The organism is Pseudomonas sp. S12(2018) (genome assembly GCF_024355235.1).
Classification (GTDB): domain Bacteria; phylum Pseudomonadota; class Gammaproteobacteria; order Pseudomonadales; family Pseudomonadaceae; genus Aquipseudomonas; species Aquipseudomonas palmensis.
This window is the reverse complement of sequence record NZ_QLAD01000001.1, coordinates 314,735-338,367: the sequence shown is the minus strand read 5'-3', so window position 1 is coordinate 338,367 and position 23,633 is coordinate 314,735. Positions and strand designations below refer to the sequence as shown.

Genomic DNA, 23,633 nt, shown 5'->3' with positions numbered 1-23,633 from the left:
GAGGCCACTTCGCACGGGTACTGCCAGCGAACCGCTGGTGACGGTTTTAAGATTTTCAGGTGAACCTGCTCCCGGATCGCGGGAATCAGGCCCATGAACCTCGTAAAACAAAGCCCACTGCTCGCACAGTGGGCTTGTAGTCATGGAGTGACGGGATTACTGAGGGGAAACTTCGGTTTTAGGTTTGCCGAAATGCCATTCGTAGACGACGAACTTGAAGTCCTTCAGGTCGCCGTTCTTGTCATAGGACAAGTCGCCGGTAGGGGTCTTGAAAGTGCCGGTGTGCAGGGCCTGTGCGACCTTGTCGGTGTCTTCGCTCTTGGCCGCCTTGATGCCTTCGGCGATCAGTTCCACCGCCGAGTAGGCCGGGAACACGAACGGACCGCTCGGGTCCTTGCCGTCAGCCTTGATGGCGTCGACGATGGCCTTGTTCGCAGGGTCGGCGTCGAACGACTTGGGCAGGGTTACCAGCAGGCCTTCGGAAGCGCCCTGGGCGATCTGCGAGATCGAGTCGTTGCCCACGCCCTCTGGGCCCATGAACTTGGCCTTCAGGCCTTTTTCCTGAGCCTGGCGCAGGATCAGGCCCAGCTCTGGGTGGTAGCCGCCGTAGTACACGAAGTCGACGTTGGCTTGCTTGAGCTTCTGGATGATCGAGGAGAAGTCCTTGTCGCCGGCGTTCAGGCCTTCGAACACGGCAACCTTGGTGCCTTTGCCTTCCAGGGTCTGCTTGACCGCGGTGGCGATGCCTTCACCGTACTGCTGCTTGTCGTGCAGTACCGCAACCACCTTGGGCTTGACGTGGTCGGCGATGTAGTTGCCGGCGGCCGGGCCCTGGGCGCTGTCCAGGCCGATGGTACGGAAGATCAGCTTGTAGCCGCGGGAGGTGATTTCCGGGCTGGTGGCAGCCGGGGTGATCATGATCACGCCTTCATCTTCATAGATGTCGGACGCTGGTTGAGTGGAGCTGGAGCACAGGTGGCCGACCACGAACTTGACGCCATCGTTGACCACTTTGTTGGCGACTGCCACGGCCTGTTTAGGGTCGCAGGCGTCGTCGTATTCCTTGGCTTCGAGCATCTTGCCGTCAACGCCGCCCTTGGCGTTGATGTCCTTGATGGCCTGTTTTGCACCGATGAACTGCATGTCACCGTATTGAGTAACCGGACCGGTCTTCGGGCCGGCGATGCCGATCTTGATGGTATCGGCGGCAACTGCATGGCTGGCAACCCCGGCCAGAACCATTGCGGCGAACAGCTTGGAAATCTGCTTACTCATAGTGCTCCACTCATTCTGTTGTAATTTTTATAGTCCTGGTGCCCAGGGCTACGGACCGGGATACCGTGACGGCCACGCCGTCCCGCCTTTCCCGTGTTCCCCCGCAAAATGCCCTGGCAACTGTACCGGTACAGTGTAGAGCGCCGCTTGATCGATTGAAAAGCGGGCTTTTCGAGGCAAAATCCGGGGGTGTCGCCTAATCGACAGAAAGTTACATAAAGGCGCCGCCAATTTGCCAGCATGCTGCGGCGGGGCGTGATCTTCATGGCCTTGTCGATCAATTACTTATTTGAAACTGGGTTTTTCTGCAAAAATAGCGACCTTTCAGTGGTCGAATTATTTCTGGTAGGAACCCATGACAGATCAACCAAGCACCCTCTATGCCAAATTGCTCGGCGAGACTGCAATCATCGAGTGGAAAGCGCTGGAGCGTTTTTGGGCCAAGGGTGACCTGATTTGGGTCGACCCGTCGCTGGACCTGATCGAGGTGGCGTCGGCAATGGCCGAAAACCGCAGTGAAACCGTGGAAAAATGGCGAAATGATGGCACGGTCGTGCCGGTGACTGCCGAGCAGGCGCTAGACCTTTCGCACACGATTGCGCCGATCTGGGCAGTGGTGGTTTCGCCGTTTATCGTGATTCAGAAAAAGCCCGCGCCCTGATCTGGTGCGCAAAAACGAACAGCCGGAAGATTTTGGTGCGCGAGGGCGTTCAGGCGGGGTGGTTGTTGGTAACAGTGGGGCAGGGGTTCAAAAAACGCGGTAACAGTTCTTGCCTCATCGCGGGTCACGCCCGCTCCCACAGGTTGGTGGAGACCTTGTGGGAGCGGGCTTGACCCGCGATGGCCGCAAAGCCGCCGCGCAGATTACTCGTAGTCTGTCTTGCCCGTATGGCTGTTGAGCGAAATCACCCGCGTCTTGCCGATGCGGTGACGGTAGATCTCGCGCAGGTACTTCACCGCCTTCTTCACGCACTCGCGTGACAGGCGGATATCGTTGATCGACACGAACTTGCTCTTGTCGTTGATCAGCTCGCGGTACTTCTTCTCGTACATCGGCTTGATCGCGTACCAGTTGGTATCGAGGATCTTGGCCGGGTTCTCGAACTCGTTGAGCAGGTCGTCGATACGGTCCTCGTCGAATTCCTCACGGGTGATGAAGTCGAGGATGGCGTTGTCCAGCGTGTCGTCGAAACGGTACGGGGTGCGCGCGAAACAGCGCTTGATGAACGCCACGATCAGGGTCAGGAAGTCGTCCGACAGGCACGGGCTCTTGGCGATCAGGGTGGTCAGCGACAGGTTGGCCGAGGCGCCGATCACCAGCGCGTAGCGCTTGAGCGTGGTGTTGGGGAACAGGCTGTTGAGGTGAGTCTTGAGCCGGTTCAGGTCCATGTACGAGAGCTTGTAGTCCTTGGGCAGGGACACGATCGACACCACCGACGAGCAGTTCTTGAAGAAGTGCAGGTCATGCAGCGCCGCGGCGTCGTAGCCGGAGGTCTTGTACTGCTCCAGGGCCGCGCGATAGCGCTTGGACTCGATCGGCAGCAGGCTGATGCCCTCGATCGCCTGGGTCACCTTGTTGAAGTGCGGCAGGTCGATGGAGCGGAAGAACAGGTCGTCGATGTTGAGCTGCGGCTTCTCTTTCTCGAACACCTTGAACTTGTCGTTGCCTGGCGTCGGCTGCTCGGGCACTACCGATTCGGCGTAGGCGATGGCCACCGGGCCGGCCAGGCTCATGAACAGGTCGTTGGCATCCAGGCGGATGGTCTCGCCGATGTCGATGCCGGCGCGCCGGAAGTAGTTCTGGTCGTAGTCGGTGGTCACCGCCTGGGCGGTGAGGATGTTGAAGATCTGCTGCGAGATGTACTGGTTGGCGTGCTTCTCCATGGCATTGACGTCAATGTCCTGGATGTTGCCGTCATCGTTCTCCTCGGCATAGCGCATGATGTCGTTGGAGATCAGCATCATCGCGTTCCACGGACGGATACGCCCCATCACGCTGGCTTCGCTGCTGTCCTCGTTGTCGAAGTTGTACGAGAAGTCCCATTCCTCCGACAGGTACTTGCACAGCAGGCGGCCGGCGTTGATGTGCAGTGCCTCGGACATCTCGCTGCGGTGGTCGGAGATGTTCGGCAGCACGCAGATGCCGCTGGTGAAGATCGGCTCGAAGACGAAGGAGTGCCCGCTCTTGGTGTCGTTCTCGTCGGCCGGCTTGGTGTCGAACGTCTTGTTCATGTACGAGAACTGCTGGGCCAGGCCGAACTCCGAAGCCATGCCCGAGCCGGTACCGCCACCGGCGCTGAAGATGTAGAAGTACAGGCGCGACTGGTTGGCCTTGATGCCGCACGAGTCGATCAGGTACGAGTGGATCAGCTTCCAGTCGGCACTGGAGAAGCGCTGGGTTTCCTTGTTGAGGATGATCTTGGCCAGGTACTGGCCCAGGATCGGCGCGTTGCCGGCGCCGCCCGCATGCACCTCGGACAGGTCCATGATCTTCATCTTGCTGTAGTCGCGCAGAAAGCCGCTCTTCTCGCCCTTGCGCGAAAAACGGATGCGCCCGGCGATGTCCTTGTCCAGGTCGCCCAGCATCACCAGCGGTTCCACCAGGAACACCGGCTTGGCGCCCTTGTTCTGCACCAGGCGCAGGTTGTTGCGGATCCAGCGGCCCGGGCTGTAGGGCTGCTCGCCGGCGTGGCGGTCTTCGTTGTTGAATTCGTTGAGGTAGAAGGTGCGGGCGTTGTACACCAGCTCCGCCACATCCAGGGCAATGTTCGAACCGCAACGACCCAGGCCGATCAGGCACACCGAAGGGAACTGCTGGTCCAGGCGCAACTGGGTGTCATCTTCGACATGCACACTGGGCGGGAACACCAGGTCGCGCAGGCCGTCGAGGTTGTCCAGGATGCGCTGGATATCGGTCTCGGTGTAATACAGGTACTGCTGCGGCGTAGCCGCGCGCGGGCTGTAGTATTCTCGAGGCGCCGGGGCGGTGAGCGCGGTGGAGGATGACATCAGCTCGGAAACCGCGGTGGCAGAAGTATTCTTTGAGGTCATTTTGCGCCATTTGCCTGGGTGGACGGCTGGTAAAAGTCGATATCATCGAGCCATCACGGGATAAGTTTCGCGACTGTATCAGTGCGCCTTTGGCGTGAGCGATAGGGTCCTGCCCTATAACCCTCTAAGGGTTTTCCTGTCACGTCTGAGAACTGAATCGTCCGCATCGCCAACTTCTTTAATTTGCCAGGAGCTGTCATGAGCATTGCACTACCTTCGCTGGGGTTCGCCGGTATCGGTCTGATGGGATTGCCCATGTGTCGGCGGCTGCTGGCGGCCGGTTTTCCGTTGACCGTGTGGAACCGTTCATCGGACAAGTGCGCGCCACTGGTGGCCGCCGGGGCGAGCCAGGCGAACAGCCCGGCAGAGCTCTGCGCGGCGGCGGACGTGGTGATGCTGTGCCTGGCCGACACCCAGGTGGTGCACGAGGTGGTGTTCGGTGACGACGGTATCGCCGCAGGCGGCGCGGCCGGGCAGCTGCTGGTGGATTTTTCCAGCCTGGAGCCCGGCGCCACGCGGCAAATGGCCGCACAGCTGAGGCAGGCCTGCGGCATGCACTGGCTGGATGCACCGGTGTCGGGCGGCACCCCGGGCGCCGAGGCCGGCAGCCTGGCGATCATGGTCGGCGGCGAGGCGGCCGATCTTGAGCGGGTGCGCCCGGTGCTCCAGGTGCTGGGGCAGCGGGTCACGCACATGGGTGCGGTGGGGGCAGGGCAGGTGACCAAGGCCTGCAACCAGATGATCGTGGCCTGCAACGCACTGGTGATTGCCGAGGTGGTGGCCCTGGCCGAACAGTCAGGGGTGGATGCCAGCCTGATCGCCGAAGCCCTGGCGGGCGGTTTCGCCGATTCCAGGCCGCTGCAGATCCTGGCCCCGCAAATGGCCGAGCAGCGTTACGAGCCGGTGAAGTGGCACGTGCGCACCTTGCTCAAGGACCTGGATACGGCGGTCAAGTTTTCCCGCGAGCAGGGCTCGGCCACCCCGATCAGCGGCCTGGCGGCGCAACTGATGCGCTTGCACGGCAGCCAGGGTTACCTGGAAAAGGATCCCGCAACCCTGGTCGAGCTGTTTCGCCGCAAGCCATAGGCAGGTCGCTGCACTGGTTGAGGCTGCCGAGCACCGCGTGCAGCTCGCCCATCGGTACCGGGCGGCTGAACAGGTAGCCCTGCAGAAAGTCGCAGCCCTGCTGGCGCAGGAACTGGTACTGCTCGACGGTTTCCACTCCCTCGGTCACCACCTTCAGGTGCAGGGTGTGGGCCATGATGATGATGGCCTGCACGATGTCCATGTCCTGCTCGGAGTGGGGGATGTCCTGGATGAACGAGCGGTCGATCTTCAGCGTGTCCAGCGGCAGGCGCTTGAGATAGGCCAGCGAAGAGTAGCCGGTGCCGAAGTCGTCGATCGAGAGTGAAACGCCCTTGGCCCGGATACGCTTGAGCAGGGCGATGGTGTTGTGGATGTTGCCCATCAGCGCGTTTTCGGTCACCTCCATTTCCAGGCGCCAGGCCGGCAGCCCCGCGCTGAACAGCGCATCTTCCACTTCGCTGACGAGTTCTTCGCGGCCCAGGGTCAGCGCCGAGCAGTTGACGGTGACCTTGAGTTGGTCGAAGCCATGGCGGCTCAGCTGCGCCAGGTCCTGGCAGGCGCGGCGCAACACCCACAGGTCGAGCTCGCCGATCAGGCCGTTGGCTTCGGCAATGCCGATGAAGCGGTCGGGGCTGAGCAGGCCGTGCTGCGGGTGCTGCCAGCGGATCAGCGCTTCGAGCTTGGCCACCTGGCCGCTGGCCAGGTCGAAGATCGGCTGGTAGTGGATGCGCAGCCCGCGTTCTTCGAGCAGGGCCACGCGCAGCTCCTCCTCCAGTTGCAGCTCCAGGGTGGCGCGGGTTTTCAGGTTGCTGCTGAAGAAGTTCAGGTTGTTGCGCCCGCATCCCTTGGACTGATACAGCGCCAGGTCCGCGTGCTTGAGCAGTTCGTCGCAGCTTTCGCCATCGTCGGGGAACACGCTGATGCCGATGCTGGTGGTCATCACCATGCGCCGGCCGCTCAGGTCGATCGGTTCCTTGACCTTGTGCATGATGCGCTGCGCCAGGTGGCGGGCCTCGTCGCGGTTGTGCAGGCCGATCAGAATGCAGAACTCGTCGCCGCCGAAGCGGGCCACCACGTCGTGGCTGCGGGTGGCGCTCTTGATCTGCGCGGCGATCACCTGCAGCAGCTGATCCCCCGCGTCATGGCCCAGGCTGTCGTTGATGCGCTTGAAGTGGTCGATGTCCAGGAACATCACCGCCAGCATCCCGCCGCTGGCCGCCTGTTCGGCCAGGCGCTCGGCGAACAGCTGGTTGAAACCGCGACGGTTGACCAGGTTGGTCAGTGCATCGTAGTGCGCCGCCTGTTGCAGCGAGACCCGTGCCTGGTCCAGCTGGCTGAGCAGCATGTTGACCCGGCGCAGGTCGTGCTCCTTGCTCTGCAGCTTCTTGTCCGACAGGGCGGCGCTGATGCAACTGGCGCTGATCAGCAGGGCGACGAAGGCGATGGCCAGGCTCAGGTGCAGGCTGTTGTCGGTGATCGGCAACTGCAGCGGCGCGTCCACGGGCAGTACCAGGGTCAGGGCCCACATGCCGGTGAAATGGGTGGCGATGATGCCGGTGGCCATCACCAGGCTGGCGACGTACCTGGGCCAGTTGCTGTGGGCCGGGCGGTAGCGGGTCAGCAGCAACGCCAGCAGGCTGACGCCGAAGGCGACCACCACCGAACTTGCCAGCAGGTCGGCGCGGTAGAACTGCGAGGCGTTGGAGCGCATGGCTGCCATGCCGGTGTAATGCATGGCGCCGATGCCCAGGCCGATGGCGATGGCCGCCAGCACATGCTGGTGCAGGCGCGGCTGGGGTGTGCCGAGCAGGTTCATCGCACTCCAGGCGGCGAGCAGCATCAGCAGCAGCGATACGGCCGTCAGGGCCAGGTCGTAGTGCACCTCGAGGGGGGCCTGGAAGGCGAGCATGCCGATGAAGTGCATGCCCCACACGCTGCAGGCCAGGCAGAAGGTGCCGAGCAGGCGCCATTGACGTTGGGCGGCGCTGTGCTCGGCATTGCCCACGCGTTCGATGATGTCGAAGGTGGCGAAACTGCCCGCGCAGGCGACCAGGTAGGCAAGTGCCACCAGGTAGGGGTTGTGCCGGCAATCGAGGAGCAATTGTCCGGTTGCGGGAAGTTCGGCGAGTACATGCAGCCCCTGCCACTCCATAGCATGCCTCTTGGTCCGGTGTGCACGCGGCCTCCAGCGGAGTGGAGACGGTTTTGGCTGAGTATAGGAAGAGAGCATTAACCCATCGGGATTAATGGCAGATTGACTTGTATGGATTGGAGATTGGGGCGATAGCGTTTGGTTCTAAAACCGAGTCGCGCCCTTCGCCGGCAAGCCGGCTCCTGCATCGATCATGCAGGAGCCGGCCAGTGGGTCAGCCGGCGACCAGTACCCGAATTGCCTCAAGGCGCAGTGCGGCCTTCTCCAGCATCGCCAGGCCCTGCTCGCGTTGCGCACGCAAGGCCTGGATTTCGGTGTCGCGCACGGTCGGGTTGACCGCCTGCAACGCGGTCAGGCGCGCCAGTTCTTCATCGGTTTCGGCTGCCAGGCGGCGCTGCGCCTCGGCCACACGCTCGGCGTGGCGCGGCATGATCTTGGCCTCGCCGGCATTGATGCGCGGGGTCAGGACATCGCGCTGGGCCTGGATGAACTTGTTGGCGCTGGCCTTGGGCACGCTTTCGAGCTGGTCGTTGAGGGTCTCGAACGACACCCGCGCCGCCAGGTCGTTGCCGTTGGTGTCGAGCAGGCAGCGCAGCGCTGCCGGCGGCAGGTAGCGGCCCAGTTGCAGGGCGCGCGGGGCGACCACTTCGCTGACGTACAGCAGTTCGAGCAGCACGGTGCCCGGCTTGAGCGCCTTGTTCTTGATCAGCGCCACCGCGGTATTGCCCATCGAGCCGCTGAGCACCAGGTCCATGCCGCCCTGCACCATGGGGTGTTCCCAGGTGATGAACTGCATGTCCTCGCGCGACAGCGCCTGGTTGCGGTCGTAGGTGATGGTCACGCCTTCGTCGTCGCCCAGCGGGAAGCTGGCGTCGAGCATCTTCTCGCTCGGCTTGAGGATCAGGGCGTTTTCCGAGTGGTCCTCGCTGTCGATACCGAAGGCGTCGAACAGGGTCTCCATGTAGATCGGGAGGGCGAACTGGTCGTCCTGCTCGAGGATCGCCTCCACCAGCGCCTGGCCTTCGCCGGCACCACCGGAGTTGAGCTCCAGCAGGCGGTCGCGGCCGCTGTGCAGCTCCGACTCCAGGCGCTGGCGCTCGGCGCAGGCTTCGTTGACCAGCGCTTCCCATTCGCCGTCGTCGCCGCTTTCCAGCAGCGGCAGCAGGCGCGGGCCGAACTGGTGCTGCAGGGCGTTGCCGGTAGGGCAGGTATTGAGGAAGGCATTGAGTGCCTGGTGATACCACTGGAACAGGCGCTCCTGCGGGCTGTTCTGCAGGTGCGGCACATGCAGTTCGATGGTGTGCTTCTGGCCGATACGGTCCAGGCGGCCGATGCGCTGTTCCAGCAGGTCGGGGTGGGCCGGCAGGTCGAACAGCACCAGGTGGTGGGCGAACTGGAAGTTGCGGCCTTCGCTGCCGATTTCCGAGCAGATCAGCACCTGCGCGCCGAACTCTTCGTCGGCAAAGTAGGCGGCGGCGCGGTCGCGCTCCAGGATGCTCATGCCCTCATGGAACACCGTGGCCGGAATGCCCGAGCGCACGCGCAGGGCGTCTTCCAGGTCCATCGCGGTTTCGGCGTGGGCGCAGATCACCAGCACCTTGACCCGCTTGAGCATCTTGAGGGTGTCGATCAGCCATTCGACCCGTGGGTCGAAGCGCCACCAGCGGCTCTCTTCGTCGCTGTCGCCCTGGGCCTGGAAGCTGACTTCCGGGTACAGGTCGGCATGCTCGCCCACCGGCAGTTCCATGTACTCGTCGGGGCACGGCAGCGGGTAGGCGTGCAGTTGGCGCTGCGGGAAGCCCTGCACCGCAGCGCGGGTGTTGCGAAACAGCACGCGGCCGGTGCCGTGGCGGTCCAGCAACTCGCGGATCAGGCGTGCGCTGGCCTGGGTGTCGCCATCGTTGACTGCGGCCAGCAGCGCCTCGCCTTCGGCACCCAGGAAGCCCTGGATGGTGGCGTGGGCCTTGGGCGACAGGCGGCCTTCATCGAGCAGCTCCTGCACCGCCTCGGCCACCGGGCGATAGTTGTCGCTCTCGGCGCGGAATGCGGCCAGGTCATGGAAACGGTTGGGGTCGAGCAGGCGCAGGCGTGCGAAGTGGCTGTCCTGGCCCAGTTGCTCGGGGGTGGCGGTCAGCAGCAGTACGCCGGGGATGACCTCGGCCAGTTGCTCGACCAGCGCGTACTCCGGGCTGACCTGGTCTTCGTGCCACACCAGGTGGTGCGCCTCGTCGACCACCAGCAGGTCCCAGCCGGCGGCGAACAGCGCGTCCTGGGCCTTTTCATCCTCGGTCAGCCACTCCAGCGCCACCAGCGCCAGTTGCGCATCCTCGAACGGGTTGCTGGCATCGCTTTCGATGAAGCGCTCGGCGTCGAACAGTGCCACCTGCAGGTTGAAACGGCGGCGCATTTCCACCAGCCACTGGTGCTGCAGGTTCTCCGGCACCAGGATCAGCACGCGGCTGGCGCGACCCGTGAGCAGCTGGCGATGGATCACCAGGCCGGCTTCGATGGTCTTGCCCAGGCCCACTTCGTCGGCCAGCAGTACGCGCGGGGCGATACGGTCGGCCACTTCGCGGGCAATGTGCAACTGGTGGGCGATCGGCTGGGCACGGGTGCCGCCCAGGCCCCACAGCGACGACTGCAACTGGCGGCTGGTGTGTTCCAGGGTGTTGTAGCGCAGCGAGAACCACGCCAGCGGGTCGATCTGCCCGGCGAACAGGCGGTCGCTGGCCAGGCGGAACTGGATGAAGTTCGACAGCTGGGTTTCAGGCAGGGTGCAGGCCTGGTTCTGGGCATCGAGGCCGTGGTAGACCATCAGGCCGTCGATGACCTCGACTTCGCGCACGGTCAGCTTCCAGCCTTCGAAGTGGGTGATCTGGTCGCCCGGCGAGAAACGCACGCGGGTCAGGGGCGCATTGCGCAGGGAGTACTGGCGGGTGTCGCCAGTGGCCGGGTAGAGCACGGTCAACAAGCGGCCGTCCTGTGCCAGAACGGTCCCTAGACCCAGCTCGGCTTCGCTGTCGCTGATCCAGCGTTGCCCCGGTTGATACTGCTGCGCCATACTGCCTGACTCCCGCCATTCAAAAGGCGACTATCTTAACGGATAGGGCTGCACAGACCAAAGCGTCTGGCGATTTCATCGACGAAAGCCGTCTTTGCCACCACAGGCCTCGACCCATGCTCCGACACCCTCTGCTGTCCCTCCCGTTACGCCACTGCATCGTACTGGCCAGCCTGGCCTCGCTCGGCGCCTGCGACCAGCAGGGTTTCGAACTGCTGCCACCACTGGAGCCCCCGGCGCTGGCGGCGCTGGGCGTACAGGTGCCGGTGCAGAACGTGCACTTTCGCGACCGCGACGGCGAGGCGGTGCTGGTGCTCAGCCGTCTGGACGACCAGGTCAGCGACGAGGAAACCCAGCAGGAGGTCGACCGGGTGGTGCTCACCGCCACCCTGTATGGCCGCAGCCACGACGCCCAAACCTACAAGGCGCGCTGGACCATCGAGAATGAAACCACCTGCCCGGGGCTGGACCTGGACGTGGGCTTCTATACCGACGTCAGCGGCGCCAGCGACCTGAACAACGATGGTGTGGCCGAACTGACCGTTGCCAGCCATTCCTTTTGCGGTGGCGGTGTCGACCCGCAGGACCTGCATGTGGAACTGCGCGAAGGGGCCGCCAGCTACGTGATCAACGGCCAGTCGCTGATCGCCCCGGAAGGCGAGGATGCCTTTGGCGGTGAACGCGAAGACGGCCCCACCCTCAAGGACGCACCGCCGGTGCTGCGCGAACACCTGGAGAAGGTCTGGAACAGCGTGCTCAAGCGCCCGTGGAGCGAAGCGGCGCCCGAACCGGACGATGACGACCCCGATCAGTAGGGCACGTCAGTAGGTGGCGACGGGGACTTCCACCGTATAGCGGTGCTGCGGGTTGCGTGTGTCGGTCAGGGTGTAGCGGCTCATCGAGCCGTTGTCGTTGGCCATCGGCTGGGTATCGATGTCGACGGTGAACGTCTGGCCACCGGTGTGCAGCGTGCCCTGGGGTGTGATTCGCGCATCGGCCGGGACGAGCAGGCCCCCCAGGTGGCCGTAGCCATTTTCATCGAAGTGATAGTCGACCAGGGCGTCGCGTCGTTGCAGGGCGAACACCTCGGGCAGGTAGGGCCGGTGGTCGATGTTCCAGTCATTGCGCAGGTCGCTCACCCATACGCCCGGCAGGTCGAAACGGTGGCGCAGCAGGCGGTCTTCAAGCGGCACGCTGACCACCTCCAGGCAACACACGGTCTGCTTGCGCTGCTCGTCCAGCACGGCCATGCGCGTGCCGCGGGCAACCACTGCCGGCAGCATGGCGAATGCCATGTTCTCCTCGACATACCCGGCATCGGCCGCCGTGGCGAGGTTGCGCCAGCCACCGAACAGCGCCGGAGCCGGGTCGGCCATGGCCGCAAGGCCGGCCGTGGCCAGGCCGATACTCGCCAGGAGGCGATAGGGGATGCGCATCGTAGGCTCCTGCCTTATAGGGCGAAAAACGGGAAGCGCAGCGTACTATACTCAGGCACACCCCTGGCTGTGACGGGTGCCACACTTTTGCCATCGGCGCTCAAGGCTGCCGTTTGGCAGCCGACACATTGGCGACAGGAGAACAACAACCATGCTGCCGCCCATCATTCCCCTCAGTGCCGCCCCGGTCACCACGCAACACGACCCGGTCAAGCAGCCGCCGACCATCGCCCCCGTGGTGCCGGCCCAGCCCAGCGCCACCGACAGCAATATCGATTTCAAGAAGCGCGACCCGCAGGAGTCGGGGGTACTGCTGCGTGACGAGCAGCGCCGCCGCCAGGGTAAACGCCGCAAGGCCCCGGACGAAGAGCTGTACCAGGCCCTGCCGGGCGACGAGGTCAACGCCGACAACACCGTGCCGGTGGCGCCGTTGATGGGCGAACAGCCGCGCCAGGGCCTGCTGGTGGACATCGAAGTCTGAGCGGGGCTGTTCAGTGCGGGCGCGAGCCCTCATCATGGCGACTTCCGCAGTCCGTTCCACGAGCCTGAACATGAGCCAAGACGACAACCTGATCGATTTCGGCGCCGAGCGCGCCCGTCGCGTGCACGACCTCAAGGAAAAGCGCCTGAACGAAGTGCGTCAGGCGTTCGAGCAGGCAATGCCCCTGGGCAAGGGCAAGAAAAAGCCCAAGGGCAAGCCGAAGAAGCGCTGATTCTTGATGCAGGTCAACCCTGCACCCGCCTCGCGCGTCCGTTGATGGGCGCCATTGACCTCGGTCAATTTCCTCTCCCGCCCCATTCGCTACTGTTACCCCATCAGACAGGTGCAGGCGAATGGAGGCCGATATGTTCTTCGATAATGTGGTTATCGCTGGCGTTGTGACAGTCGGCCTGATGCTGCTGTTTTTCGCAGGCCTGGGTATTTTCATCTGGAAGGACTCGAACAAGCGCAAGCAGGGCTGATCCTTTCCGATACACGAGCACGCAAGGCATTTAGGGCAACTTCGGTTGCCCATTTTTTTTGCCTGGAATTTGGGGTGGCAGTACCGGGGCCTGCCGGGATGGGCCCTGTAGGCACCGGCCTTGCCGGCGCGGGAAGGCAGAAAAATTCTGGACTATAAGTAGTTAGCTAGCTAATAATTCGCATCTGACCTTTCCCGCGTATCTGTGTCTATCTTTACTTCATCGCTTCCCAAGGTTCGATCCGTGCCCATCACTCTGCAGGCCCTGCTGGCGCCCAACCGACTCGCTGTGCAATTTGCCGTGAAAACCCTGCTTGGCGGCGGGTTGGCGCTGTGGCTGGCGTTGCGCTGGGGGCTGGAACAACCGGCCTGGGCGTTGATGACGGCTTTCATCGTGGCCCAGCCGCTGTCGGGCATGGTGCTGCAGAAGGGCCTGGCACGGCTGTTCGGCACGCTGGTCGGGACGATCATGTCAGTGGTGTTCATGGGCCTGTTCGCCCAGACGCCGTGGCTGTTTCTGCTGGCGCTGGCCCTGTGGCTGGCGCTGTGCACGGCCTGCTCGACCCTGCTGCGCAGCGCCTGGGCGTATTCCTTCGTGCTGGCCGGCTACACCGTGGCGATCATCGCCTTGCCGGCCATCAATCACCCGCTGCTGGTGTTCGACCAGGCGGTGGCACGCTGCACCGAGATCAGCCTGGGCATCATCTGCGCCACCTTGGTCAGCGCCTTGCTCTGGCCGATGCGGGTCGAGCAGCAGCTCAGCGGGCAGGCTCGCCAGGCCTGGCAAAGCGGCCTGCAGGCGGCCAGTGCGACCCTGACCGGCGAGGAGCAGGGGCGCAAGGGCCTTCTGGAGATTCTGGGGCGCATCGTCGCGGTGGATGCCCAGCGCGAACACGCCTGGTTCGAAGGCAGCCTGGGTCGCCAGCGTGCCCGGGCTATTCGCGGGCTCAGCCAGAAGCTGCTGATCCTGTTGCGCATCGCCCGTTCTGTACGCCGTCAGTGGCGCCAGCTCGACGACGAACAGGCGCAGCACATGGCCCCGTGGCTGAGCGAGGTGCAGGCCGCCCTGGCCGAGCCCGATCAGGCCGCACTGCTGGTGCTGCGCCAGCGCGTTTGGGATGCCGCCCATGACGAGCACAACAGCCCCGCGCAGCATTACTGCCTGGCGCGTCTGACCCTGCTGCTGGACAACGCCATGGCGGCGACCCTGGCCCTGCGCGCGGTGGAGGAGGGCAAGGCACCAGCCGACCTGCCCGACAGCCTGGCGGTGCATCGCGACGTGCCGCTGGCACTGCTGTTCGGCTCGCGCAGTGCGCTGGCGTTCCTGGCCATGGCCAGCTTCTGGCTGGCCACCGCCTGGTCGGCGGCGCCCGGCGGCCTGGTGCTCACCTGCGTGGTGTGCAGCCTGTTCGCCAGTCGCGAGAACGGCGCGCAGATCGGCATGAGTTTTTTGCGCGGCATCCTGCTGGCGGTGCCCGTGGCGTTCTTCGTCGGGCAGATCCTGCTGCCGCAGTGGAGCGGTTTTGCCTTGCTGTGCATGGGCATGGGGGTGCCGCTGTTCCTGGGCGCGCTGGGCATGGCCAACCCGAAAATCGGCGCCACAGCCACTTCGTACTGCCTGCACTTCATCGTGCTGGTGGCACCGCTCAATACCATGACGTTCGATGTGGCCAACTTTCTCAACAGTGCCCAGGCCATGCTGCTGGGGGTGGGCGCAGCGGTGCTGGCGTTCAAGCTGCTGGTGTTGCGCAACCCCGCATGGCACGGCCGGCGCCTGCGCGCCGCCACCCAGAACGACCTGGTACGCCTGACCCGGCGCGACCTGCGCGGCGCCGAAACCTGGTTTGGCGGGCGCATGGCCGACCGCCTGCTGCAGCTGGCGCGCCATTACACCGCGCTGCCCGAGCAGGAGCGCGGCCACTGGGACGATGGCCTGCACGGGCTGGACATCGGCGACGAACTGCTGCACCTGCGCATGTGCCTGGCGGTGGCCCAGGTGCCACCGGACGCGGCGCAGCGCGCGTATTTCCAGCAGCTGGAAAACGTGCTGGCACAGGGCCCGGGTGCCGGGCGCGGGCAGCGCCTGGATGCTGCCAGCGAAGCCTTCATCGCGGCGTTGCAGCAACGCCCCGACAGCGACCCGCTGCGTCTTGCCGTGGGCGCGGTACTGCAACTTCGACACAGCTGGGCCAAATGGTGCCGGCGACAGGAGGAACTCCATGGGGTTGCGTGAGTGGGCAATGGGCGGGGTACTGCTCAGCCCGTTTCTGATCTATGCGGTGCTGGCGCTGCTGCTGACCTTCGCGGTGCGGCTGCTGCTGCGTCTGACCCCGCTGGGGCGCTGGGTGTGGCATGAAGCCCTGTTCGACACTGCACTGTTCGTTTGTATTCTGGTCCTGGTCACCCGCGTACTGGGGCCCCTGTAAGGAGTTTGACCATGCGTACCTATGTGCGTGTTGCCGTAACCCTGTGCCTGGTGGTGGTGGCGGTGTTCGCCGGCCTCGAACTGTGGCGCTACTACATGCTCACCCCCTGGACCCGCGACGCGAAGATCCGCGCCGACGTGGTGATCGTCGCCCCGGATGTGTCGGGCTGGGTGCGCGAGCTCAAGGTGCACGACAACCAGGAGGTCAAGGCGGGGGATTTGCTGATGTCCATCGACAAGGACCGCTTCGAGGCTGCGCTGGAAAAAGCCAATGCCGTGGCCGAGACCCGCCAGCAGCAACTGCGCCTGCGCGAACACGAGGCCTCGCGCCGCGCTGCACTGGGCCCGCAGGCGATCAGCGCCGAGCTGCGCGAAAATGCCCAGATCAACGCCGCCGTGGCCCGTGGCGAGCTGCGCCAGGCCCTGGCCGAGGTCAAGGTGGCCGCGCTCAACCTGGCGCGCAGCCAGGTCAAGGCACCGCGGGACGGGCACATCACCAACCTGCGCCTGGCCGAGGGCAATTATGTGAATGCCGGGCAGCCGGTGATGGCGCTGGTGGACGACTCGACTTTCTATGTGCAGGCCTATTTCGAAGAAACCAAGCTGCCGCGCATCAAGGTCGGTGCGCCGGTCAAGGTGTGGCTGATGAGCGCCGGCGAGCCGATGCAGGGCCATGTGCAGAGCATCAGCCGCGGCATCACCGATCGCAACGCCACCCCCGACAGCCAGTTGCTGGCCGAAGTGGAGCCGACCTTCAACTGGGTGCGCCTGGCCCAGCGCATTCCGGTGCGCATCCGGCTCGACGAGGTGCCGGCGGGGGTCAACCTCAGTGCAGGCATGACCGCCAGCGTGCAGGTGCGCGAGGACTGAGGCGGCGCCTATAATCGCGCCCATCGATTCGGCACGTGGGCGAGGGAACGTACATGAGCATCACCAACAGCCCCACCTGGGCGCAACTCGAAGCACGCTGGGGTCACGGTTTCGACACCTTGCTGGCGCAGGAGCAGGAAGCCATCGCGCTGTGGTGGCTGGAGGCCGAAACCATGAACGGGCGGCTGGACCAGTATTTCTGGAACAGTGCCGGCGACCAGGCCCTGATCGCCTTGCGCGGCCTGCATGCCCTGCACATGCCGGTCACTGCCAAGGCGTTCGGTGATGCCCTGGCGCTGTTCGGCCCGCACTATCCCGAGCGTCGTGACGCGCGCATGGAGGTGCTCGAGGCGCTTGAGGCAGCGCACGGCGAGGACCTGTTCGAGGCCCCGTCGCGATTGATCCAGGACCTGCCCGAGGACTTCGTGCAGGCCGCGCTGGACCGCCTCACCGAGCTGTACAGGCACCTCTGAGGTTTCACAGGAACATCCCGCCCGACACCTCCACCCGCTGGCCGTTGATCCAGCTGCCACCGTCGCCGAGCAGCACAGCCACCGCCGCGCCGATATCATCCGGCAGGCCCACGCGGCCCAGGGCGGTGTTGCTGGCGATAAAGCCGTTCACCTGGTCATTGTCGCGCACCACACCGCCACCAAAGTCGGTCTCGATGGCACCGGGGGCCAGGATGTTCACGCGAATGCCACGCGCACCGAGCTCCTTGGCCTGGTAGCGGGTCAGCACCTCCATTGCCCCCTTCATCGCCGCGTAGGCGGCAAAGCCGGGCAGGGCGAAGCGGGTCAGCCCGGTGGAGATGTTGACGATGCGGCCCTGGTCGGCAAGCAGCGGCAGCAGCCGCTGGGTGAGAAAGAACGGGCCCTTGAGCTGGATGTTGAGCAGGGTATCGAACTGCGCTTCGGTGGTTTCGCTGAAGCTTGCGTTGATGCCGATGCCGGCGTTGTTCACCAGAAAGTCGAACTGCCGACGGCCGAAGGTACGCTGCAAGGTGTCATCGAGGGTGGCGGCGAACGCCTCGAAGCTGGCGCTGTTGCTCACGTCCAGTTGCAACATGGTGGCGCGCACGCCTTTTTGCTCAAGCTCGGCCACCAGCGCGTGGGCCTCGTCGGCCTTGCTGTGGTAGGTGCCGATGATGTCGATGCCCTGGGCTGCCAGGTGCAACGCGGTGTTCCTGCCCAGGCCACGGCTGGCGCCGGTAATCAGTGCGATCTTGCGGGTCATGGTCGGTTCCTCGGGGTGGCTGAAGTCGAGCACAGTCTATTGGTCGCTCCGGTACTGATAAATCCGCTGGATTCGGAAATACTGTTCGGCAGGGTCGAACAATGGAGGGGGCTGGATGAACACGCTGGAGCTGTTGCGCACCTTTGTGCGGGTTGCCGAACTGTCGAGCTTCACCCTGGCCGGTGAGAGCCTGGGGCTGCCGCGTTCTACCGTCTCGGAACAGGTGCGCCTGCTTGAGAGGCACCTGGGCACGCGCCTGCTCAACCGCACCACGCGGCGTGTACAGGCCACCCAGGATGGCCTGCAACTGTACGAGCGTAGCAAAGACCTGCTGTCGCGAATGGACGAGCTCGAAGGGCTGTTTCGGCCAGACCCGGCCCAGTTGCACGGTCGCCTGCGCATCGACCTGCCGACGCTGATGGCACGGCGCATCATTCTGCCGGCCTTGCCGGCGTTCATGCAGCAGCACCCGGGGCTGGCGCTGGAGATCAGTTGCACCGATCGCCAGGTCGACCTGGTGCGCGAGGGCTTCGACTGCGTGCTGCGCATTGGTGCGCTCAGTGACCTTGCGCTGGTCGCCCGGCCCCTGGGCAGCCTGCGCATGGTCAACTGCGCCAGCCCTGCCTACCTGCAGCGCATGGGGGTGCCGACACGGCTGGAGGCCCTGCGCGACCACCAGTTGATCCATTACGTGCAGAACCTGGGGGGGCGCTGCCCGGGGTTCGAGTACCGACAGGGCGCCACGACGCGTTATCAGCCCATGGGCGGTGCAGTCACGGTGAACAATACCGATGCCTACGAAAGCGCCTGCCTGGCCGGGTTGGGCATCATCCAGGCGCCCTTTGCCGGTGTGCGCGAGTACCTGGAGAGCGGGCAACTGGTCAGCGTGCTGGACCAGCAGGTGCCCGAGCCGATGCCGGTGTCATTGCTGTTCGCTCGGCAGGTACACCTGCCATTGCGGGTGGCGGCGTTCATGGGGTGGCTGGAGCAGGTTCTGGCGGGGCAACTCGATCCAGTGGCAGGCGCAGGCTGAACAGCGTGCCGGCCTCGCGGCTGGACACCACTTCCATGCGCCCGCCATGGGCCAGGGCAATCTGGTTGGCGATGTACAGGCCCAGCCCCAGGCCGCTTTGCGGGGTGCCGTCGAGCGGGCGCGAAAACGGCTGGAACAGTTGCGCCATCACCGCCGGGGCAATCGGCGCGCCCTGGTTGTGCACGCCCAGGGTGAACACCTGCTGCTCGATACGCGCCGATACATCTACCGGGCTGTTGGCGTCGCCATGGTTCAGGGCGTTGGCCAGCAGGTTGGAGAGCAGCTGGGTGATCCGCTCGCGGTCGCAGCACATGCCGCTGAGGTCATCGATATGCAGGCGTATCACCCGCTGCGGGTAGACCCGTTGCAGCTCGGAGGCCACCTGACGCAAGGCAGTGTCCAGGTCGGGGCAGGGCTGGATGTTCACCATGATGCCGTTGCCCAGGCGCCCGCGGGCGAAGTCCAGCACATCGCGCACCAGTTCGGTGGCACGGCGTCCGGAGGCGAGGATGTGCTCGGCGATGGTTCGCGAGCGTGCATCGCCCAGGCGCTTGACCAGCAGCTCGGCGCCGGCGGTGATGGCGAACAGCGGGTTGCGCAGGTCGTGGCCGAGCACCGCGATGAACTGTTCGCGCAGCTCGGCGATGGCCAGCTCCTTCTTCAGCGCCGCCTCGGTCTGCTGGGCGGCTTCCTCGCTCTCGATCTGGATCGTCAACAGCCGCGCGAAGGACTCCATCATCGGCTGGATGGCGCTGCCGGTGAGGGCGGCCGGGGCCGGATCGAGCGCGCAGATGGTGCCGAAAAAGCTGCCGTTGGTACGAAACACCGGCACCGAGATATAGCTTTCGAAGCGGTACAGGCGCGGGGTGGGGTGGTGGCAGTAGCGGGCGTCCTCGCTGGCCTTGTCGATCACGATGGTCTGGTGGCTGCCGCGAATCTCGTGGCATAGCGTGGTGGCCACGTCCAGCTCGCCGCCCACTCCCAGGCCAAAGCCCAGGTTGTCGAGCACGGCGCAGGCGGTCCAGTTGTTCTCGGTGACACGGGCCACGGCCGCAAAGCGCATGCCGGTGGTTTCGCAGATCACCTGGAGGATGGCCGGCACGGCGTTGATCCGCGCAATCGTGGCAAGGTCGGCGGTGATGGCAGTACTCATGGAACGTCCACGTGGCTGGCGGCAAGGTGAGGATGTCTGGCAGTTTAGCGAAAAAAAGGGTGTCAGGCGCAGGCGGGTTTTTAGTAACCTCTGCCTGTCGAGCTTCTCCGTCAGAGAGGGCCGCAGACGACCCGCCCCGCGTGCCAATTCCATTCACCCCGCATCTTCGACGATGCTTCAGTGAGGTTTGACATGCACATCACTTCCCAGGATATCTGCGCCGCGGCCGACCAGCTCAAGGGCTTCGTAGGCTTCAACCACAAGCTGGGCCGGCATATCGTGCGCTTCAGCGAAGACTCGTTCGGCATGGACGTGGCCGACGACAGCATCATCCCCAGCCATGAATTCGTGTGGCAGGCGAGCGGCGGCGAGGTGATGACCTTGCGCCGCGAACTGATCGAGGTGCTGCTGGCGCAGAATGTCGACGAGCGGTTGAACATCACCGAGCCGTTGCGGGTGTACCTGCGTCGCAACGACCTGCCGGAGATCGCGGCCCAGCGCCGCTTGCGGGCGTGACACAGGGCCGCAAGCCCTAGCTGCAGGAGCCGGCCATGCCGGCGAAGGCGCCGGAACGTGGTGCCTGCATTTCAGTCCGGGTAGGCCAGGCGCAGCGGCACCACCTCGCCGCGGGCCACATTGACCTTGTTGCGGCCACTCTGCTTGGCCGCATACAGCGCCTTGTCCGCCTCGTTCAGCCACACCATGGAGTCTGCGAAGCCTGGCTGGAAGCTGGCCAGGCCGATGCTCAGGCTGATGCGCAATTGCGGGAGCTGCTCGTTGCGGTACTCGTTGACCCGCTGGCGCAGGCGCTCCATGACCTGGCTGGCATGCTCCAGGCTGCACCCGGGCAGGATCACGCCGAATTCATCCCCGCCGTAGCGCCCCGGCACGTCGTCCTCGCGCAGGTTGCGCTTGAGCTCGACGCTCAGCTGGCGCAGCACGCAGTCACCCACCACATGGCCATACACATCGTTGATGGTCTTGAAGTGGTCGATGTCGATGATCGCGATCACGGCCTGGGCCGGGGCCTGCTGGCACAGCTGAAAGCGCAGTTGCAGCAGGTCTTTCCATGAGCCGTGGTTGAACAGGCCGGTGAGGCTGTCGGTGCGGCTCAGCGCACTGAGGCTGCGCTTGTGCTCGGCCAGCTTGATCGCCAGGCGGTAGCACACCCAGCCCAGCGCCAGCGGATAGAGGGTCAGCATCGGCAGGCAGGCGTACACCTGCACGGTGCTGACGTCCAGTTGCAGGCTCGGCCCGAACAGCGCCACCGCCGCCACCATGCCCAGCCCCATGGCCAGCAGCCCTTGCACAAACAGGCGCTGACCACCGGCGGCGACGTTGTTCATGCCCATCATGGCCAGGATGGTGACGCTGATCAGCGGGTTGAACTGCACGGTGCCGGCCCAGAAGCCGCCCATCAGCGAGTCGACCATCAGGTTGCGCTGTTCGGCGCGATAGGGGGCTTGCGAGCGCAGGCCGAGCTGGTAGGCCAGGTGCGGCCAGCCCAGCCCGTTGAACACCAGCAGCGCTACGACCCAGTACGGCAGCTGCAGGGGCAGCACGCCGGAGAGCACGCTGAACAGGCCGATACCCGAGCCGATGATACGCGGCAGGTAAATTCTTCTGACAAATGATAGTCCCTTGCCGTTGCTGATTTGAGTCATGATTTGCCGATCTGCCTGACGCCGTTCATCGCATAATTTGCGTGAATATTGTTGAACAAAGCCGGGCTGTTCAAGAATGGCCTTGCAGGCCATTTCACAGTTGGTACGGGCAATGGGCATGCACCTGAAACGGTTAGTCGGAGTATTTGCATTCATGGCTTCCCTTGCAGCACAAGCCACCGAAACCCCCGCGCAGCCGTCGCTGCAGCAGGACGGGCGGTACCGCAACCAGGCCCAGTTGCCCCGCGACGGGGTGCTGAAAAAACTGCGCATCGGTTTCAAGTTCCTGTTTCTGAGCAAGCCGGCCGACACCCGGCCAACCCTGCCGATACCGGTGCACCCCCTGAGCCAGGCCCAGGTGCTGGCCGCGCCGGACCGCAGCCTGTGGCGCCTGGGCCATTCCACGGTGCTGCTCAAGCTGCGCGATCGTTTCTTCATCACCGACCCGGTGTTCGCCGAGCGCGCCTCGCCGGTGCAGTGGGCCGGCCCGCAGCGCTTTCACCAGCCGCCGCTGGCGCTGGAGCAACTGCCGCCGATCACGGCGGTGATACTGTCCCACGACCATTACGACCATCTGGATGAACGGGCGGTGCTGGCCCTGGCCGAGCGCACCGAGGTGTTCCTTGCCCCGCTTGGGGTGGGCGACACCCTGGTCGGTTGGGGCGTGCCTGCGGCCAAGGTGCGCCAGCTCGACTGGTGGCAGGCCACGGAGGTTGCGGGCATCCAGTTCGTCGCCACCCCGGCGCAGCACTTCTCCGGGCGCGGGCTGTTCGACAGCAACCGCACCCTGTGGGCGTCATGGGTGGTGCTCGATGAGGACCTGCGCCTGTTCTTCAGCGGCGATACCGGCTATTTCGAGGGCTTCAGGCAGATCGGCGAACGCTATGGGCCATTCGACGTGACCCTGATGGAAACCGGCGCCTACAACGTCAACTGGCCCAATGTGCACATGCAGCCCGAGCAGAGCCTGCAGGCGCACCTGGACCTGCGCGGGCGCTGGTTGCTGCCGATCCACAACGGCACCTTCGACCTGTCCACCCACGCCTGGCATGAACCCTTCGACCGCATCATGGCCCTGGCGGCCAACGCACGGGTACCGCTGAGCACCCCGCAGATGGGGGAGCGGGTCAGCCTAGTGCAACCGCAGCGGGGTACCGCGTGGTGGCTTCCACTGGAGCAACAGCAGGCCCAGGCGGGCGTGTTGGCCTCCGGGCAGCGTTAAGGTGCGTCGCTAGGGTCGCGCCGGCCGGGCAAGGGGCGCTCGCGGCCCTTGCTCAGGGTTTCATCGGGCAGGCCGGCGTCGCTGCGAATCTGCGCATGGCTGATCAGCGCGAAGATGAAGCTGCCGCCCACGATGTTGCCCGCCAGGGTCGGCGCGGCAAAGTGCAGCCAGAACTGCTGCCAGCTCACTTCCCCGGCCCACACCAGGTACGACACCTCGACCGAGCCAACCACGATATGGGTGAAGTCACCCAGCGCCATGAGATAGGTGATCAGCAGGATGATCCAGATCTTGGCGTTCTCCATCGACGGGATCATCCACACCATGGTCGCGATCATCCAGCCCGAGATGATGCCCTTGGCAAACATCTGGCCCACCTCGTTTTCCATGACCTTGCGCCCCACTTCAAGAAAGGCGAGATCGGTCTTGGTGTCGAAGATCGGCAGGTGCAGCATCACGTATGACACCAGCACGGTGCCCACCAGGTTGCCGAACAGCACCACGCCCCACAGGCGCAACAGGCGCCCCACATTGTTGAACGTGGGTTTGGTCATCACCGGCAGCACGGCGGTCAGGGTATTTTCGGTAAACAGTTGCTGGCGCGCGAGAATCACCGCCAGAAAGCCCGCCGAGTAGCCCAGGCTGGCGATCACCTGGCTGCTGTCGCCCTCGGGCAGGCGGGAATAGAACAGCCCCATCGCCATCAGCGACAGGCCCATGCTCAAGCCGGCCGCCAGTGCCGACCACCACAGCGCCGCGATGGTGCGCTGCAGTTCCTTGTCGCCCTGGGCGCGGATGATCTCGTGGAGCACAGCGGCACGTGGCGGCTGGTTGTGGCTGACCTCCTGCTCTTCGTCCGCTGACAGGCCCGGGGTCTTGCCGCTTTTCTGCTCGTTCATGGGGGAGGTTTCCGTGGGGGGCTCTGAGTAAAGATCCGCCGCCGTTCAATTAGTTGCCTTGTGCCGCAGGCTTTGTCGGCATAATTCACCCCTCTTGAATAGCGGACG

At 64.5% G+C, this 23,633-nt stretch carries 22 protein-coding genes; 13 read left to right on the top strand and 9 right to left on the bottom strand.

The window, feature by feature from the left end:
- Positions 1 to 156: 156 nt before the first annotated feature.
- Complete coding sequence (locus DN388_RS01655; protein WP_043862608.1) at positions 157 to 1,275, bottom strand: branched-chain amino acid ABC transporter substrate-binding protein; 1,119 nt, start codon at positions 1,273 to 1,275, stop codon at positions 157 to 159.
- A gap of 355 nt (positions 1,276 to 1,630) precedes the next feature.
- On the opposite strand from DN388_RS01655, the gene DN388_RS01650 reads away from it, so the two are divergent.
- A complete protein-coding gene (locus tag DN388_RS01650; protein ID WP_104572038.1) occupies positions 1,631 to 1,936 on the top strand; it encodes a DUF2288 domain-containing protein in 306 nt (101 codons plus the stop codon).
- Between the two features lie 203 nt (positions 1,937 to 2,139).
- Here DN388_RS01650 and DN388_RS01645 read toward each other — a convergent pair whose 3' ends face one another.
- Positions 2,140 to 4,326 carry a hypothetical protein gene (locus tag DN388_RS01645; RefSeq protein ID WP_054914724.1) on the bottom strand — a complete coding sequence of 729 codons (2,187 nt, stop codon included), beginning with the start codon at positions 4,324 to 4,326 and terminating at the stop codon, positions 2,140 to 2,142.
- A 198-nt stretch (positions 4,327 to 4,524) separates the two neighbouring features.
- Here DN388_RS01645 and DN388_RS01640 point away from each other — a divergent pair, with 198 nt between their 5' ends.
- Entirely contained in the window at positions 4,525 to 5,412 is an 888-nt protein-coding gene (locus DN388_RS01640) for an NAD(P)-dependent oxidoreductase (RefSeq protein WP_043862605.1), read from the top strand.
- Here the strand turns inward: DN388_RS01640 and DN388_RS01635 are convergent.
- Complete coding sequence (locus tag DN388_RS01635; protein WP_254996548.1) at positions 5,312 to 7,564, bottom strand: bifunctional diguanylate cyclase/phosphodiesterase; 2,253 nt, start codon at positions 7,562 to 7,564, stop codon at positions 5,312 to 5,314. The genes DN388_RS01640 and DN388_RS01635 overlap by 101 nt on opposite strands.
- A 214-nt stretch (positions 7,565 to 7,778) precedes the next feature.
- Positions 7,779 to 10,625, bottom strand: coding sequence for an RNA polymerase-associated protein RapA (gene rapA / locus DN388_RS01630; protein WP_054914722.1), 2,847 nt, complete (start codon positions 10,623 to 10,625; stop codon positions 7,779 to 7,781).
- A 116-nt stretch (positions 10,626 to 10,741) separates the two neighbouring features.
- Between rapA and DN388_RS01625 the strand changes: the two genes are divergently transcribed.
- Entirely contained in the window at positions 10,742 to 11,440 is a 699-nt protein-coding gene (locus tag DN388_RS01625; RefSeq protein ID WP_058540983.1) for a M949_RS01915 family surface polysaccharide biosynthesis protein, read from the top strand.
- A gap of 6 nt (positions 11,441 to 11,446) precedes the next feature.
- Here the strand turns inward: DN388_RS01625 and DN388_RS01620 are convergent, their stop codons facing one another.
- A complete protein-coding gene (locus DN388_RS01620) occupies positions 11,447 to 12,061 on the bottom strand; it encodes a hypothetical protein (RefSeq protein ID WP_254996544.1) in 615 nt (204 codons plus the stop codon).
- Positions 12,062 to 12,212: 151 nt separating this feature from the next.
- On the opposite strand from DN388_RS01620, the gene DN388_RS01615 reads away from it, so the two are divergent.
- The 7 genes from DN388_RS01615 (at position 12,213) to DN388_RS01585 (ending at position 16,791) form a co-directional block, all read left to right on the top strand.
- Positions 12,213 to 12,542, top strand: a complete 330-nt coding sequence (locus tag DN388_RS01615) for a hypothetical protein (protein ID WP_043862600.1) — start codon at positions 12,213 to 12,215, stop codon at positions 12,540 to 12,542.
- A 70-nt stretch (positions 12,543 to 12,612) separates the two neighbouring features.
- Positions 12,613 to 12,774: a hypothetical protein gene (locus tag DN388_RS01610; RefSeq protein ID WP_088513942.1), complete on the top strand. Its 162-nt coding sequence runs from the start codon at positions 12,613 to 12,615 to the stop codon at positions 12,772 to 12,774.
- 133 nt (positions 12,775 to 12,907) lie between these two features.
- Positions 12,908 to 13,024, top strand: a complete 117-nt coding sequence (ccoM, locus tag DN388_RS01605; RefSeq protein WP_043862641.1) for a cytochrome c oxidase subunit CcoM — start codon at positions 12,908 to 12,910, stop codon at positions 13,022 to 13,024.
- 243 nt (positions 13,025 to 13,267) lie between these two features.
- Entirely contained in the window at positions 13,268 to 15,256 is a 1,989-nt protein-coding gene (locus tag DN388_RS01600) for an FUSC family protein (RefSeq protein ID WP_043862599.1), read from the top strand.
- Positions 15,243 to 15,449, top strand: coding sequence for a DUF1656 domain-containing protein (locus tag DN388_RS01595; protein ID WP_254996540.1), 207 nt, complete (start codon positions 15,243 to 15,245; stop codon positions 15,447 to 15,449). The genes DN388_RS01600 and DN388_RS01595 overlap by 14 nt, the downstream gene beginning before the upstream one ends.
- An 11-nt stretch (positions 15,450 to 15,460) precedes the next feature.
- Positions 15,461 to 16,318, top strand: a complete 858-nt coding sequence (locus DN388_RS01590; RefSeq protein ID WP_043862597.1) for an HlyD family secretion protein — start codon at positions 15,461 to 15,463, stop codon at positions 16,316 to 16,318.
- 53 nt (positions 16,319 to 16,371) lie between these two features.
- Entirely contained in the window at positions 16,372 to 16,791 is a 420-nt protein-coding gene (locus DN388_RS01585) for a DUF4375 domain-containing protein (RefSeq protein WP_058540986.1), read from the top strand.
- A 4-nt stretch (positions 16,792 to 16,795) separates the two neighbouring features.
- Here DN388_RS01585 and DN388_RS01580 read toward each other — a convergent pair whose 3' ends face one another.
- On the bottom strand, positions 16,796 to 17,554 hold the full coding sequence (locus DN388_RS01580) for an SDR family NAD(P)-dependent oxidoreductase (RefSeq protein WP_078480543.1): 759 nt from the start codon (positions 17,552 to 17,554) through the stop codon (positions 16,796 to 16,798).
- Positions 17,555 to 17,669: 115 nt separating this feature from the next.
- Between DN388_RS01580 and DN388_RS01575 the strand changes: the two genes are divergently transcribed.
- The gene (locus DN388_RS01575; RefSeq protein ID WP_054914718.1) at positions 17,670 to 18,587 is read left to right on the top strand and encodes a LysR family transcriptional regulator; all 918 of its coding nucleotides are present in this window, start codon (positions 17,670 to 17,672) and stop codon (positions 18,585 to 18,587) included.
- Here the strand turns inward: DN388_RS01575 and DN388_RS01570 are convergent.
- Complete coding sequence (locus DN388_RS01570) at positions 18,526 to 19,740, bottom strand: ATP-binding protein (RefSeq protein ID WP_043862593.1); 1,215 nt, start codon at positions 19,738 to 19,740, stop codon at positions 18,526 to 18,528. The genes DN388_RS01575 and DN388_RS01570 overlap by 62 nt on opposite strands.
- Before the next feature lie 192 nt (positions 19,741 to 19,932).
- On the opposite strand from DN388_RS01570, the gene DN388_RS01565 reads away from it, so the two are divergent.
- Positions 19,933 to 20,256 carry a DUF2025 family protein gene (locus tag DN388_RS01565; RefSeq protein WP_043862592.1) on the top strand — a complete coding sequence of 108 codons (324 nt, stop codon included), beginning with the start codon at positions 19,933 to 19,935 and terminating at the stop codon, positions 20,254 to 20,256.
- A 71-nt stretch (positions 20,257 to 20,327) separates the two neighbouring features.
- Here DN388_RS01565 and DN388_RS01560 read toward each other — a convergent pair whose 3' ends face one another.
- The gene (locus tag DN388_RS01560; protein WP_043862591.1) at positions 20,328 to 21,404 is read right to left on the bottom strand and encodes a diguanylate cyclase; all 1,077 of its coding nucleotides are present in this window, start codon (positions 21,402 to 21,404) and stop codon (positions 20,328 to 20,330) included.
- A 154-nt stretch (positions 21,405 to 21,558) separates the two neighbouring features.
- Here DN388_RS01560 and DN388_RS01555 point away from each other — a divergent pair, with 154 nt between their 5' ends.
- The gene (locus DN388_RS01555) at positions 21,559 to 22,626 is read left to right on the top strand and encodes an MBL fold metallo-hydrolase (RefSeq protein WP_254996533.1); all 1,068 of its coding nucleotides are present in this window, start codon (positions 21,559 to 21,561) and stop codon (positions 22,624 to 22,626) included.
- Here DN388_RS01555 and DN388_RS01550 read toward each other — a convergent pair.
- Positions 22,623 to 23,525, bottom strand: coding sequence for a formate/nitrite transporter family protein (locus DN388_RS01550; protein ID WP_043862589.1), 903 nt, complete (start codon positions 23,523 to 23,525; stop codon positions 22,623 to 22,625). The two genes, DN388_RS01555 and DN388_RS01550, sit on opposite strands and share 4 nt — an antisense overlap.
- Positions 23,526 to 23,633: the final 108 nt, after the last annotated feature.